General features: G+C 57.9%; 12 protein-coding genes. 6 read left to right on the top strand and 6 right to left on the bottom strand.

Annotated elements, in window-relative coordinates; all coding sequences use genetic code 11:
* Positions 1-51: 51 nt before the first annotated feature.
* On the bottom strand, positions 52-939 hold the full coding sequence (yghX, locus tag ACWKV5_RS01310) for a YghX family hydrolase (protein ID WP_483839819.1): 888 nt from the start codon (positions 937-939) through the stop codon (positions 52-54).
* 127 nt (positions 940-1,066) lie between these two features.
* Positions 1,067-1,852 carry an SDR family oxidoreductase gene (locus tag ACWKV5_RS01305; RefSeq protein ID WP_483839818.1) on the bottom strand — a complete coding sequence of 262 codons (786 nt, stop codon included), beginning with the start codon at positions 1,850-1,852 and terminating at the stop codon, positions 1,067-1,069.
* A 193-nt stretch (positions 1,853-2,045) separates the two neighbouring features.
* On the opposite strand from ACWKV5_RS01305, the gene ACWKV5_RS01300 reads away from it, so the two are divergent.
* The gene (locus ACWKV5_RS01300; RefSeq protein ID WP_483839817.1) at positions 2,046-2,495 is read left to right on the top strand and encodes a winged helix-turn-helix transcriptional regulator; all 450 of its coding nucleotides are present in this window, start codon (positions 2,046-2,048) and stop codon (positions 2,493-2,495) included.
* Between the two features lie 55 nt (positions 2,496-2,550).
* Here the strand turns inward: ACWKV5_RS01300 and ACWKV5_RS01295 are convergent, their stop codons facing one another.
* A complete protein-coding gene (locus ACWKV5_RS01295) occupies positions 2,551-4,314 on the bottom strand; it encodes an L-lactate permease (RefSeq protein ID WP_483839816.1) in 1,764 nt (587 codons plus the stop codon).
* A 200-nt stretch (positions 4,315-4,514) separates the two neighbouring features.
* Between ACWKV5_RS01295 and ACWKV5_RS01290 the strand changes: the two genes are divergently transcribed.
* Positions 4,515-4,751 (top strand): hypothetical protein, encoded by a 237-nt coding sequence (locus tag ACWKV5_RS01290; protein WP_477791104.1) that lies wholly within the window; start codon positions 4,515-4,517, stop codon positions 4,749-4,751.
* A 31-nt stretch (positions 4,752-4,782) separates the two neighbouring features.
* On the opposite strand, the gene ACWKV5_RS01285 is transcribed toward ACWKV5_RS01290, so the two are convergent.
* Positions 4,783-5,634 (bottom strand): CAP domain-containing protein, encoded by an 852-nt coding sequence (locus ACWKV5_RS01285; protein ID WP_483839815.1) that lies wholly within the window; start codon positions 5,632-5,634, stop codon positions 4,783-4,785.
* A gap of 139 nt (positions 5,635-5,773) precedes the next feature.
* Here ACWKV5_RS01285 and ACWKV5_RS01280 point away from each other — a divergent pair, with 139 nt between their 5' ends.
* Positions 5,774-6,394: a cell wall hydrolase gene (locus ACWKV5_RS01280; RefSeq protein ID WP_483839814.1), complete on the top strand. Its 621-nt coding sequence runs from the start codon at positions 5,774-5,776 to the stop codon at positions 6,392-6,394.
* A gap of 27 nt (positions 6,395-6,421) precedes the next feature.
* On the opposite strand, the gene ACWKV5_RS01275 is transcribed toward ACWKV5_RS01280, so the two are convergent.
* Positions 6,422-6,916, bottom strand: a complete 495-nt coding sequence (locus ACWKV5_RS01275; RefSeq protein ID WP_483839813.1) for a PaaI family thioesterase — start codon at positions 6,914-6,916, stop codon at positions 6,422-6,424.
* A gap of 321 nt (positions 6,917-7,237) precedes the next feature.
* On the opposite strand from ACWKV5_RS01275, the gene ACWKV5_RS01270 reads away from it, so the two are divergent.
* The 3 genes from ACWKV5_RS01270 to ACWKV5_RS01260 are packed head-to-tail and all read left to right on the top strand — an operon-like array spanning position 7,238 to position 10,346.
* Positions 7,238-8,278, top strand: coding sequence for an isopenicillin N synthase family dioxygenase (locus tag ACWKV5_RS01270; protein WP_483840306.1), 1,041 nt, complete (start codon positions 7,238-7,240; stop codon positions 8,276-8,278).
* 1 nt (position 8,279) lies between these two features.
* Positions 8,280-9,227 (top strand): hypothetical protein, encoded by a 948-nt coding sequence (locus tag ACWKV5_RS01265; RefSeq protein WP_483839812.1) that lies wholly within the window; start codon positions 8,280-8,282, stop codon positions 9,225-9,227.
* Between the two features lie 39 nt (positions 9,228-9,266).
* Positions 9,267-10,346 (top strand): putative urea ABC transporter substrate-binding protein, encoded by a 1,080-nt coding sequence (locus ACWKV5_RS01260; RefSeq protein WP_483839811.1) that lies wholly within the window; start codon positions 9,267-9,269, stop codon positions 10,344-10,346.
* A 39-nt stretch (positions 10,347-10,385) separates the two neighbouring features.
* Here the strand turns inward: ACWKV5_RS01260 and ACWKV5_RS01255 are convergent, their stop codons facing one another.
* Positions 10,386-13,976, bottom strand: a complete 3,591-nt coding sequence (locus ACWKV5_RS01255; RefSeq protein ID WP_483839810.1) for a hypothetical protein — start codon at positions 13,974-13,976, stop codon at positions 10,386-10,388.
* Between the last annotated feature and the right edge of the window lie 172 nt (positions 13,977-14,148).

Here is a 14,148-nt window from a genome sequence, read left to right as displayed (position 1 = left end):
GACAAATAAAAAATTCGGCTTCGTGATGTAAAAGATCGAAGGAATTGATACCTAAGCCAGGTACTTGTGAAACCACGCCAGCGTGCGGTCCCACGCCAGTTTCGCGGCGGCCTCGTCGTATCGGGGCGTCGAGTCGTTATGAAAGCCGTGATTACAGCCCGGATAAATGTAGGCTTCATAGGTTTTGCCTGAGGCTTTCAACGCCGCTTCATACGCCGGCCATCCTTCGTTGATGCCCTTGTCCAGCTCGCCGTAATGCAGCAGCAAGGGCGCCTTGATTCTGGGCACATCCTCAGCCTTTGGCTGACGACCATAAAAAGGCACGGCCGCCGCCAGTTCCGGATACGCCACGGCCGCCGCGTTGGCGACACCGCCGCCATAGCAGAAGCCGGTAATGCCGACTTTGCCAGTGGTGGTGTCGTTCTTCATCAGCCATTCGATGGCAGCGAAAAAATCATTCATGAGCTTTTCCGGATCGACCTTCGCCTGGAGCTCGCGGCCCTTGTCATCGTTGCCGGGATAGCCGCCCACAGAACTCAAGCCGTCAGGGGCGAGGGCGATGAAACCGGCCTTGGCAACGCGGCGGGCGACGTCTTCGATGTAAGGATTGAGCCCACGATTTTCATGCACGACCACCACCGCCGGGACTTTTCCGCTGGCCTTGGCCGGGCGCACCAGATAGGCCCGCACATTGCCGTGGCCCTTGGGCGAGGGGTAGGTGATGTATTCAGGCAGGATGTCCGGGTCGGTGAATTCCACCTGTTCGGCGAGCGCGTAGTTGGGGCTCAAGGACGCGAGCAGTGCGCTGGCGGTCAAACCGCCCAAGGCAAACAACGCCGCACGATCGAGAAACTCTCGGCGGTTGATCTTGCCATGGACGTAGTAGTCGTAGAGTTCGAGCAGTTCGGGGGCGAAATCTTTGGCGGTGAGACGTTCCATCGGGGCGCTTCCCGTTTAATCAGAATTTGAATCAGTAAAGCAGTGTTTGGCGCGCTTATTCAGTTTTCGAAGCCGCAGGCTTCCGCGCAATGCCCTTCAAAGTCAGGCATTGCGCGGAAGAACCTTTTTACGCTTCCCAGTTTCTTCTATGCGCCGGTGCGCCCAATGGTGCGCCCGTTGCACCACCGTCGACGACGATTTCCGCACCCACGACATTGGACGAATCACTGGAGGCGAGGAACAACGCGACGGTCGCCACTTCTTCCGCTTCGCCAATGCGGCCGGTCGGAATGGTGGTCACGAGCTTTTGCTCCAGTGCATCCATTTCTGCGGAGGTGGAGGCGAGGGGGTTCCACACGGGCGTGCGCGCGGCGCCGGGAGTGATCTGATTGACGCGAATGCCACGCGGGGCAAATTCGGCGGCCATCACTCGGGTCATGGAGCGCACCGCGCCTTTGGTGGCCGCGTAGGCGCTGTAGCCGGGCCATCCCATCGTGACGTGTACCGAGCCATTCAAAATGATCGACGCACCAGGATTCAGGTGGGGCTCCGCCGCTTGCACGGTAAAGAACGTGCCGGTGAGGTTGGTCTGAATAATGTTCTGGAACGTCTCCAGGGTCGTGCTGCCCACTGGCGTCAGTGCGGCAACGCCAGCATTGGCGAACACGATGTCCAGTTTGCCGAACACGGCGACGGCCTCTGCCACCGCGCGTTCGATCTCTTTGACATCGCTGAGGTCTGCCTTGATCGCCAGCAGATTCGGGCCGAGTGCTTCCCGAGCTTGATCCAATGTTTCCTGATTGCGACCGGTGATGGCGACTTTGGCGCCTTCAGCGATGAACAGCTTCGCCGTCGCCAAACCCAGGCCGCTATTGCCGCCGGTGATGAATGCCGTTTTTCCAGCCAGTTTCATGGGAATACTCCAGTGGTTTTATAATGCAACCTTTGATGACGAAGCACAGGTGCGGAGGGCACAGGTTGAATCGCGTCAGGTCGCTACAGGTTTCATTATGAAACCAGTGGCTGTGATTTTTAGCAGCATTGGTTGTATTATGCAACCATATGCCTGTTAACCAATGGCAGCCATCTCATGGAGGTTCGTTTACGTGAAGCGCAAAAGTTTGCAGGGGGATCCATGCCCGGTTGCTCGGTCCCTTGATCTCATTGGCGACTGGTGGTCGTTGTTGATCATTCGCGATGCACTCGCCGGCACACGGCGTTTCAGCGATTTCCAGAAGAGCCTGGATGTGGCGAAAAACATCCTGAGCATCCGCCTCAAGAACATGGTGGCCGAAGGTGTGATGCGGCTGGAGCCGGCGGCTGACGGGAGTATCTACAAGGAATATGTGTTGACGGAAAAGGGTCGGGCCTTGCAACCGGTGCTCATCGCGCTCTCGCAGTGGGGCAACGAATTCATGTACGAGCCCGGCGAAGCCGGATCGGTCATGGTCGATGCGCGGGATCGTAAACCGATTCAAAAACTGCAGTTGGTAGCCGCCGATGGACGACGTCTCGAACCGCAAGACATCGCCACCAAGCTCGGCGTATTGCACTGAATCCAGCCGTAACCGCCAATACCCGGGCAACGCGCCCGGGCATGGTCAACGGTGGTTAATGCCCACCCACCACCATGTGACTGAACGGCGCCACATACGCCTGCAACGTCACCAGCCCGCCGACCAGAATCGCCAGCACAATCGAGTGGAAGAACACATACCGCAGAATCTCCCCCTCGTGGCCGTACCAGCGCGTTGCCGTGGACGCGACCACAATCGACTGTGCGTCGACCATCTTGCCCATGACCCCGCCAGAACTGTTCGCCGCCGCCATCAGCACCGGGCTGATCCCGAGCTGTTCGGACGTCACCCGTTGCAAGCCGCCGAACAGCACGTTGGAAGCGGTGTCCGAGCCGGTCAACGCCACGCCGAGCCAGCCGAGGAGGGTGCCGAACATCGGGTAGAAAATACCGGTCGCGGCGAAGGCCAGGCCCATGGTCGCGTCCAGTCCCGAGTAGCGCGTGAGGTAACCCAGGGCCAACATCGCCGCGATGGTAATCAGCGAGTAGCGCACCACCCACAGCGTTCGCAGGTATTGGCGAGCCAGTTGCGGGATCGAGTAGCCCATCAGCAGACCGCCGAGGATGGCGGACAGCAAGATGCCGCTGCCGGTGGCGGTGAACCAGGTGAACTTGTAGATCGCCTCTTCGGTTTTCGGTGCCGGCACCACCGGCGGCACCTTCTCGATTTGCTGGTGCAAGGTGGTGAAGGTCAGGGCTGGCGCGAAAACCGGGTTGGCTTCGCGCAGTGGTTTACCCTGCGGGTCGAGTTTGACCGACTGGGTTTGCGGATCAATTGCCGGGCGGGTATCGAACATGTTTTTGAAACCCTGGGTGCCCCAGGCGAACACAAAGATCGTCAGGATGATCCACGGCATCCAGGCGCGCATCACCGCCGGTTTTGCATCAGCGGAAAAGGTTGCACTGGCCGCCGGTGCCTGCTCATGTTCAGCATCGATTTTCGAGTTGTCGACGCGCCCGGTCAGGGCGGCCGAGGTGTGCACCGTGGCCGGCTTCCAGACCTTGAGGAAACCGGTCAGGCAGGCCATGGAAATCAGCGCGGCGATCACGTCCACGAGCATCGGGCCGTGGTAGTTGGATACGAGGAATTGCGGGACTGCGAAGCTGACGCCGGCCACGAGGATCGCCGGCCAGATCTCGAGCATTTTGCGCCAACCGGCAAACGCCCAGATCAACCAGAACGGTACCAGTACCGAGAAAAACGGTAGCTGCCGACCGACCATCATCGACAGTTCCATTTCATCCAGCCCGGTCACCTTGGCCAGGGTAATGATCGGTGTGCCCAGCGCGCCGAACGCCACCGGCGCCGTGTTCGCGATCAGGGCCAGGCCGGACGCGGCCAGCGGCGAGAAGCCCAACCCGATCAGAATCGCACCGGTCACCGCCACAGGCGTGCCGAACCCGGCCGCACCTTCAAAAAACGCGCCGAAGCAGAAGGCGATCAGCAGCAGCTGCAGGCGTCGATCGTCGGTGATGCGCGCCAGGGAATCCTGCAGCACCTTGAACGAGCCGTTCTCGGTGGTCAGTCGGTGCAGGAAGATGATGTTGAGCACGATCCAGCCAATCGGCAGCAAGCCGTTGGCCGCGCCGAATAACGCCGCCGAGCCCGCCATGTTGGCAGGCATGCCGAAGGCAAAGATCGCGATGAGCAACGCGGACGCCAATGCGAGCAGCGCCGCCATGTGCGCCTTGATGTGGAAAAACGCCAGTGAGGCCAGCATCACCACCACCGGCACGGCGGCCATGAGGGTTGAAATGACCGGGTTACCGAAGGGATCGTAGATTTGCTGCCAGACCATGTTCCACCTCTGCTTGTTATTGTGGGTAGCGCAGGCCCCGGGCGGGGTTGGTGAAATGCAGTATAGGTGGCATTACGCCGCTGTCTCGGCAGGTTCGTCGCCATTGAAACGTGCCGTGGCCGGCCATGATCCCGGGCGAACTTCTACTACGCTCAGAAGGATGCCTGACTCGATCCATCCACCACGCGGGGGAGACAGCGATGACTGAACGCCATGAGGAACACAAGGAGACGCTTTCCAACGGATGCTCGATCAAGGTCACAGCCGAAATACTGAAAGACGGCTCCCTGAAAATGCTCATCGGGGTGTACCGGCCGGACGGCTCGGTGATTGAAGAGGATCACCATCCGTCCCCGCATTTGCTGGACATGGAGGCGGCGATGGACTGGGCCATCGAAAAAGCCAAGACCGTCGGCAACAGTCAGCAAACGTTGTAAGAGCGGCTCTTCACCGCTCTGGTCATCGTCCTTATTGCGTACCGAACATGGCCGTCCAGTAGATGCCGGCATCGCTTTTCGGATCGTTTGCGTAAGCCGCGCCAAGCTCACGGAATTGTGGATTCATCAAGTTGGCGCAATGACCGGGGCTGGCCAGCCAGCCGTCGACCACCTTGCGCACGGTGTCTTGCCCGGCGGCAATGTTCTCGCCGATCTGCTGAAAGTTGTAACCCGCCAGTTCCGCGCGATCCCCCGGTGTGCGGCCGTCGCGGTCCTTGTGATCAAAATAGTTGCCGTTGGCCATGGCCCGCGAGTTGGTTTCGGCGGCGGACGCAAGAGTGGCGTTCCAGGCCAGCGGGGTGGTTGCGGCAAATGCCTGGGCGCCGCACTGACGGGGTTTACTGCGCGCGGCGTTGAGCTCAACCAACAGCTTCTGGCCTTCGGCGGCGGCATCACCCAGACGCGCGGTCAACAGCGGGCGGGCCAGCACGATGCGCCAGTCGTTGCCTTGGCGGCTGACGCCGATGTCGACGAATTTCAGGTTCAGCACCACCTGGCAGAAGCTTTCCTGTACCGCCATCATCGCCGCTTGCGCATCACGCGGGCCGGTCAGGGATATCGCTTGCACATGCAGCATCGGATACGACGCGCGCACCATGGCCTGCTGCAAGTCAACCTGTCCGCTGGCCGGCAAAATCAGGCGCGGATCGCTGTTCAACGGTGGCAACTCCGGCGAGATCTGGCCGGCGCAATTCTGCGGCAGGCTGCGAAAGGCGTTGATCGAATCGGCCAGTTGCGTTTCCTCGGACGCCATCGCCGTTGTGGCCAGCACCAGACCCAACGACAACCCCGACAAGCGCATAGCGGATGAAAAGACGTGCATGGAAACCCCCTTGGACGGACTGCGCCCATGATGCGCGAACTCCCCCCGTACAAGGCAATGGGTTTTTGCAGTTTGTTGCTTAGTAGTTGACATGATTTGGCTACTACACTGAACCGACACCTTCCTGAGTGCTTGCACCATGTCCTTGAATTGGATTGCCGCGTTTCTCGCCCTTTCTCTACTGGCCGCTCAGTCCATGGCGGACGATCAACAACAAAAAAAGGAAGTAGCGGAAGACAAGGCGCAGGTACTTGAGCAGAAGGCCGCCGAGAAGAGCAGCAATGTGCCGGTGCCCAAGTCCGAGGCCATCACCCAGTCCGAAGTCCAGGCCGTCGACCCGGCAGGCAAGTCGCCGCTGGACGACGCGATTACCTGCATGGCGCGCTCCATCTACTGGGAAGCCAAAGGCAAGGACACGGACGACATGGAAGCGGTGGCCAACGTGGTGATGAACCGCCTCGGCCACGAAGGCTTTCCCGACACGGTGTGCAAAGTGGTCAAGCAAGGTTCCGAAACCAAGAGCTGCCAGTTTTCCTGGTGGTGCGACGGGAAGTCGGACTCGGTCCAGGAAGAAACCCAATATGCGCTGGCCAAGGAAATCGCGCGCAAGGCGCTGAACAAGCAGCTGCCGGATCGCACCGGCGGCGCGATGTATTTCCATGACAAGACGGTGAAACCGGTCTGGGCCAAGAAGTACATCAAAACGGCGAGCATCGGTTTGTTCGTGTTCTACAAACCCCATGACGGGTCGGCGAAGTAGCTCGGCCGACCCTGAGGCTCACAACACCTAAACCTCACGACCATGCGCAGCGGCGGCCAGTTGCCCGGTATCGACCCGGACAAACACTGAGTCGCCCACCGCCGTGAGCACCCCGTCGGCATAGACCTCGCAGATGACACGGGTCTTGCGCCCGACCTCGCCCTCAACCTTGGCGCGCAAGGTCAACGCAACGCCCATCGGCGTCGGTTTGATGAACTTGATACCCAGGTTCCCGGTGACGCAGTCGATGCGCGGCAGGGAGCCAGGCTCGCGGTTTTCGGCCCGGTAGTGATACGCCATGGCCGTCCAGTTCGAATGGCAATCCACCAACATCGCAATCAAGCCGCCGTACACCAGATCCGGCCAGCCACAGTATTTGGCCTCGGGCAGGTGTTCGGCGACGACGTGGACGCCGTCCTCGTGCCAGTGGCTCTTGACGTGTAGCCCGTGGGGATTGCGGCCGCCGCAGCCGTAGCACACGCCATCCGGTGCGGCGCGGTCCTGCATGGATATATCGAGCATGGTGATCCCTTGTTGTGCCTTGAAGTCCGCCTGCGATTAAAACGCCAGAATGAGGGGAAGTCCATTGCGCCATCCTGGTGCTTTTTTAACATCGCACGCCGAGCGCCATCAGCTCATCCGCATGGGAACCGGTGCTTGCAAATCAACGAGATAGCGCTGTGATGCAAGCCGGGCGCAAACGTGGCATGCACATTGCTCCTGTCCTGGCGCACCTTTTTCGGTGCGATTGATCCGGGACGACCCGGAGGCCTCACGGCTCTGCGATATCTGGACGACCAGGTGACATTTTGACTAATCATCAGGAGGTTACTTATGGCGCCCATGCCTCGAATCACCCCTCATTCAGCTTTCGAAACCTTGCCCCTCGTGGACATCGGCGGGTTGTTTTCGAGCCTCGAATCCGAACGCATAAACGCCGCGACTGCCTTGGGCGACGCCGCCTCGCAGGCCGGGTTTCTCTATGTGACCGGGCACGGCATCGACCCGCAGATCATCCATCGGCTCAAGCAACGGGCCGCGGAATATTTCGCCCAGTCGACCGAGCAAAAAATGCAGGACTACATCGGCCTTTCGAGCAACCACAGCGGCTATGTGCCCGAAGGCGAGGAACAATTTGTCGAAGGGTCTATCGACCACAAGGAAGCCTTCGACGTCGGCTTCGATTATGCGCCAGCGCTGGGGCGGCGACCGATGCTTGGGCCGAATCGCTGGCCGGTCTTGCCGGGTTTCAAGGACGACATCAAGGCCTACTACGACGCGGTGTTCAACCTCAGCCTCACGTTGTTTCGCGGCTTCGCCCTGGCGCTGGGGTTGGCGGAAAACGCCATCAGCCAACGGGTGAATAATCCGCCGAGTCAATTGCGCCTGATCCACTATCCCTTCTCGCCGAATGCCCCGGTGGATCGCCCCGGCATCGGTGCGCACACCGATTACGAATGCTTCACCATCCTGCTGCCGACCGCACCGGGCCTTGAAGTATTGAACGGGGCAGGGCAGTGGATCGACGTGCCGTTGGTGGACGGTGCGTTTGTAATCAACATCGGCGACATGATGGAAGTGCTGAGCAATGGCCGCTACGTCGCCACTGCCCACCGGGTTCGTAAGGTCGCCCAGGAACGCTACGCCTTCCCGATGTTTTGCGCCTGTGACTACGACACGCTGATCGAGCCCATCGCGCAGTTACTCGACGCGCAGACCCCCAGCCGTTATGGGCCGCTTGTCTGTGGCGATCACCTCTATGCGCAAACCCTGCAAACTTTCCGCTACCTCAAGCAGCGACTGGCCGCCGGCGAGTTGAGCTTGCCCGACGGCGCAAAGGGCTTGTCTTCGTTTGGTCGCGCCGCCATGGCGGGGGAGGTTTGAGATGAATCTGCAAGATCTCGTTATTCAACATCCGCAACCCGCCGCTGATGGCGTACCGGACTGGATGCTCGGCTTCTACAAACGCCGCTCGATCAGCTTCGCTGACGGCCTGACCGACCTGCACACCCACGTCTGCTGGTTCCAGAGCCGCAATTTCACTATTGATCTGCGCCTGCCGCTGGAAGGCCAACAACTGTCGGCCAAACCGCTGCTGGAATACAGCGCCGAAGAACTGCAGGTCCTGGCCAATTACGAAGGCTGGGAAGCGTTGTGTTCATGGGAAAGCGACGTGTTGAGTTGGCACACCGACACCTCGTTTCAGTTGCATAACCGGTGGCCAGAGCCGGGTGTGCTCAAGCGCATCGGTAACTGCATGATCGAGTTTTCCCCCAGCGGTGCCTATGTCGAAGACTGGCGACTTCAGTTATCAAAGCCGGGTGCGTTGATCGGCTTGCGCTTGCTTGAGGAACGAGAAGTGCAGAGCGGATTTGTGCATCACCGTGGCGGTGGCTTGATCGTCTGCGGTGGGCATGCGGCGTTGGTGCTGGGACGTGCCGAACCGCTGGAGTCCAGCGCGGGTGGCGAGCCACTGCGCGATCTGGTCGCCCGTCACGCCAAGGACCCGGACTGGCTCAAGTGCGCGTTCAACTTCGAGACATCGGTGGCCGAAGGTTCACTCGAAACAGGCTACAGCGTGACGCTTTCCACCTGCGCCAGGCGTGTCGGTCAGCCACTGATTTCACTGGAGGGTTTCGAGCGGCTGGCCGACGGCAAGCACGTCTCGCAATTACTCACCGTCGATGGCGTTGCCCGGGAACGGCTGTTCGTCATCGACACCCTGGAACCCGACATCAGCTACGCACAAACCACCGGATTCACCGCCAGCGCCGCGCAATGGTACGAGCGTGAATCCCCGACCTTGAGCCGCTACACCCAGCCGCTCGTTTGAATTTAACGCGTCACCCATTTCATAACCCGTGAGGTTTCCATGAAGGCATTCTCGTGCGTGTTTTACCGTTTCGCAGCGGTGTTGCTGGCCGTCTCCTGTCTCGCATTCGGCGCTTCGGCGGCGGAGAAAAAGCAGGAGTTCAAGGTGGCGTGGTCGATCTATTCCGGCTGGATGCCCTGGGGTTACGCCAGTGAACACGGGATCATCGACAAGTGGGCGAGGAAGTACGGAATCAAGATCGAATTGGTGCAGCTCAACGATTACATCGAGTCGATCAACCAATACGCGGCCGGCGCGTTCGATGCCTGCGGCATGACCAACATGGACGCCCTGACCATTCCGAGTGCCAACGGCGTGGACACCACCGGCCTGATCCTCGGCGACTATTCCAACGGCAACGATGCCATCGTGCTCAAACACGGCAAGACCTTCGCCGACATCAAGGGCCAACAGGTCAATCTGGTGGAGTTGTCGGTCTCGGACTACCTGATGTCCCGCGCCCTGGACATCCATGGCCTGTCGCAACGGGACATCAAGATCATGAACACCTCGGACGCCGATGCCGTGGCATCGTTCACCACCCCCGGCGTAACCGCAGCGGCGCTGTGGAACCCGCAACTGAGCATGGTGATGAAACAGTCACCGACGGCGGTCGAAGTGTTCACCTCCAAGGAAATCCCGGGCGAGATCATCGACATGATGGCGGTCAACACCGAGACCCTGAAGGCCAACCCGGAACTGGGCAAGGCGCTGGTCGGTGCCTGGTTCGAAACGCTGCAACTGATGTCCGGCGACAACGGTCAGGCCATTGCCGCACGTACTTCGATGGCTGAACGTTCGGGCACCGACCTCAAAGGCTACGAGGATCAACTGACGCAAACCATGCTGTTCTACACGCCGGGCACGGCGTTCGAATTCGCCAGTTCCGACGCGATCCGCCACACCATGGACAAGGTCCGCACGTTTTCCTTTGCCAAGGGCTTGCTGGGTCAGGCGGCGACCAGCGCTGATGCGGTCGGCATGCAATTCGCCGATGGCTCGACGTTGGGCGACAAGAACAACATCAAGCTGCGGTTTGATACGCAGTTTGTGAATATGGCGGTGGCCAATCAACTGTGACCAGGCGGGGGCGTTCGAGGAACGCCCCCTTATTGGCGGTCAGAACTTGGCGTAGTTCAAGGCATCGACAATGGCTGAGCCGCCGATGCCGGTCAGCGACAGCAACAGCGCGCGTACCAATGGTTCTTCCGAGTAACGTGAGAAGGAACCGGTATTGAGCGTCGCTATACGCTCGCGAATCATCCGAAATTTATCGTAGCCCTTAGTATCAGTGGGATTTTTCAACAAATATGCGTCGATGCGTTGTAACGCCTCCATACGTGCTTTTTCTGCTGCCCGACGCAGTGACAGGGCTGAGGCAAGTAACAGTAGTGCTGTCAGCGCATATGAAATGATCATGCTGAGTGGCGTCGGCCAGTTATCGAAAACGCTGCTGCGCGAAGCAATCAGAATCAACATCACCACTGTGGGGGCGTAGATCAGTCGATTGACCGCTGAGGTACGTTTGGCAATCAGTTGTATGTCCACCCAATCGTCGATGCACGAGTGTCTTCCGATGCCGAATATGGCTTGATGTTCATTTTGCAATCTGATTGGCCAGATGGCGTGATAGTTACTCAAATGGCGGATAAACCGGGTCAGCAAGAGATTGGCGTCGATCACCCAGAACACCAGCAGCTGGAACACGACAGTCGGAATCAGCCAGGTCCACTTCCAGAGAGGTGAAGTGTCACGCACGGGAATCCCTTCCATTGGCCAGACAACAAAGAGCAGGCTGGTTACCACGACGAAAATCCATGTGGCGAGCAGGGCGCGCACCATTCGCGCACCGAACGTACCGCATACACAATGTTCTCCCCAGAAGCGTGAGATGGAAATCATTGTTCGACCATCCGTGCTCTTCGCTTGATCTCTGGCGAGCGATTTTGATTTTGACCAGTCGATGCTAGCGGTCGACAGTGGGAAAAGAACCAGAAACAGGCACTGCCCCAGCTCTTTGCACCATTGTCCGAGGGTTCTTTTTTGTCCTCCGCGAACAAGACGTGGCAGTTGCCCCCACAAACTCAGATGGTACTTACGCATGTGAGGCCGTAAATGGTAGGCCGTTTCGATCTCGAATCTATTGACCCTCAGGTTGCGCCAACCCCATGCCACAGCCGAAAGTGAAATCAATACGGCGAGCAATCGCAGTGCGACGGTTGGCCAGGCGCTGATTCCTTCGAATAGAAACATTGGCTCGCCTAAACCGTCCTTCGTCAATGTACTGCGCATCTGGTAGCCGAGCAGTAACACGAGGACGAATATCACCAATGGCACGATGATGTACCACGCCGAGGCGTCAAAAAAACCACTGTCCGGGTCAACAGGTGAATTGTTCGTGAGTGATAACTGTCGCTCGGATCGACGGACGAGTTTTGAAGTGAGAGTGCCCAGCAAAATCAGTGCGAAACAGACCCATAGGAGTTCCGCATGCCAGAACCTTGCGGCAAAGAAAGCGCAGGCTGCTGCAGTGATATACAGCGCCATTGGCACACCACGTACCCAGGAGAAAGGTGTTTTTCCTTTGATTTGCGAACCCTCGATCCACCACCAGACGATGAAGGCAGCTGTTAGCAGCAGCATGAATGTCAGTGGTCCTGCCCAGAAAAACGACTGCGTGTTCTTGAAGCCATTTCGAAGTGCGTCGGACGGTTCCGGGTAGGGTGGGGGTGATGGATCCTGAAGGCAGCGTAATGCCATGAGGTCGTGGGGGCGTATGCCTCGATTTGATTGAGATTGGGTAGGAGCGGCACAGCTTTCCGGGCGCGAAGCGGTCAGATTGCTCGCCAGTGGAATGAAGCCGCTGATCCCAACCTCATATATCCCCGGCGAGAGCAGCTCCGATCTGGAGTAGTCAAACTTCGCTCGTTTGACGACGAAGGGCTGTGGCGCCAATGCCGCAAGCACCGATATAAAAACCGAGCTTTGTAAACTGTCTCGAAACGGTGGAATGTCCTGTTGCAATGCACGTGTCAGTGCCAGTCCATAAGGCGCCGCGAGAATCAGATTGCGCGTGGCTTCGGCCTGACCGCGTTGCAACATGCGTGCGTCAAGATCAGTTGAAAAGTAAAGTTTGTAAGGCATCCGGCTTTTCAGCGCTTGCAGCACAAGCAGTTTGTCGTAGGTGTCGACACCCAACACCCCGATGGCGCCAATGCCGCTCTGACCTGCCTTTCGATAGTCTTCATCTTGCTGTGCAATGTGATCAGCGAGTCGCCGCAAGTAGTCAAGTTGGGAGTTGCCGTCAGCTTTTTCCAATGGGCTGAGATCGATTTGGCTACTGTTTTTGTTATTTTTGCTGGTGTCGGTGCTAGTGGCTTTGTCGCTGCTGGCGGGCTCCTCCGGCAAGCGACCATCCAGGCCACGCAAATAGCTGAACCGCAATACCCACTGTTCAACTACTCCTTTTTTATCTTTTTCGTCGTCACCCAAGCGAGCATCAAGAGCAACCTGGTCCTTAAAGCTTTCGATCAGGGCGCGACTGTAGAAGCTGTCCCATTCGGAAATTAATGCGATGCGGTTGGCATTTAGCCAAGCAGCACGGTTGCAGGGTGTTCCGACGCGTCGCAGCTTGCCCTGACTGCAGCGGATATCTGCGGCTGGATCTACTCTTCGCAGCTTTAACTCATCCAACAACAGTTTGGTCATGGTGCCATCGTCGCTGACCGTACGCAGAATTTTCATTGCCTCTTTATTTTGCGTTTCTGTCGTGGTGTTTTTGTCCGCTGCCACATCCTTGTCCTTGTCCTTGTCCTTGTCCTTGTCCTTGTCCTTGTCCTTGTCCTTGTCCTTTTCTTTTTTCAAGGGTTTTAGGCTCTTCCTGAGCGCTTCGTTATCTGCCGTTGCCAGAGGCGAATAGATTTCTACGTTTTTTGTAGCCTGGAAGTTGGCCTCTTCTTGGTACATGTCGAGCAACACAGTTGAAGTAGAAGGGCCGATAACTTTCAGGGTGGCGGTGTCGATTCCTTCGATGCACCCTCCGGAAGCGCATGCCTTGTAGGCCTTGAAGTGTAAATCCTTGCGCAGCTTTTCCAGCATCTGGAGCGGTTGTGAGGTCAGCAAGTCCTGTTTTAGCCAGAACACAATCGTTCGTTCTGAAGGTGGTGGCCCCCCTTCAACATCAGAAGCAGGTCTGTCGAACTGATTGGAAATAAACATTTCATAAGGTAGATCTACTGCTTGTGGATCGTTATCAAGGGGATCAATTGACAGGTCGTGCTGAAGTTTCAAGCAATGTATGTATTGCTCCTGATCTGGCACCCGTTGGGAGTTTTTGAATCCTGCGAGTAATGCATACCGAATACGCCGCCGTCGCTCCAGTTCATCGGCGTATGGGCCCCCTTCTACGAGAACTACCATGATGTCGGGGGTCGATTTCTCTTCAGGCAACGGGATGATATCGGGGTTGCATAGATGCTTGGCCTCCTCACTGTCCGTAAGCTTTTTACGATAGCGTTCCAGAGCATCAAACGGGTCCTGCCATAACCGAGCTTCAATTGGTAGTTGCGATTGAAATTGCGCACCAATCGGTCGAGGTTCCAGGAAAGGTTCGCGAGTTAATGCCAGCGTCGACAATACCAAGCTGAGGATAACAGCGCCGCCGGGCAGCCAGAACGCCAGGTTGGTGCCCGAGTCTTTGTTGTTGTCCATGGCCTAAACCTCGTATTGTCGGCCGAGTGTTCAAGGTTATGTATAGACCTAATAAAGAGTCCGTATTGTCACCGCATAAATCTGTTAATCAGAAAGGGCAAACGTGGCGTACGAGGTATAAGTTGTCATGATGAAAGCAAAGGCGTGCGAGGTAGTGCGTAACGAAAATGCC

This window comes from Pseudomonas oplopanacis, assembly GCF_057128725.1.
This window is presented reverse-complemented; position numbering and strand designations above follow the sequence as displayed.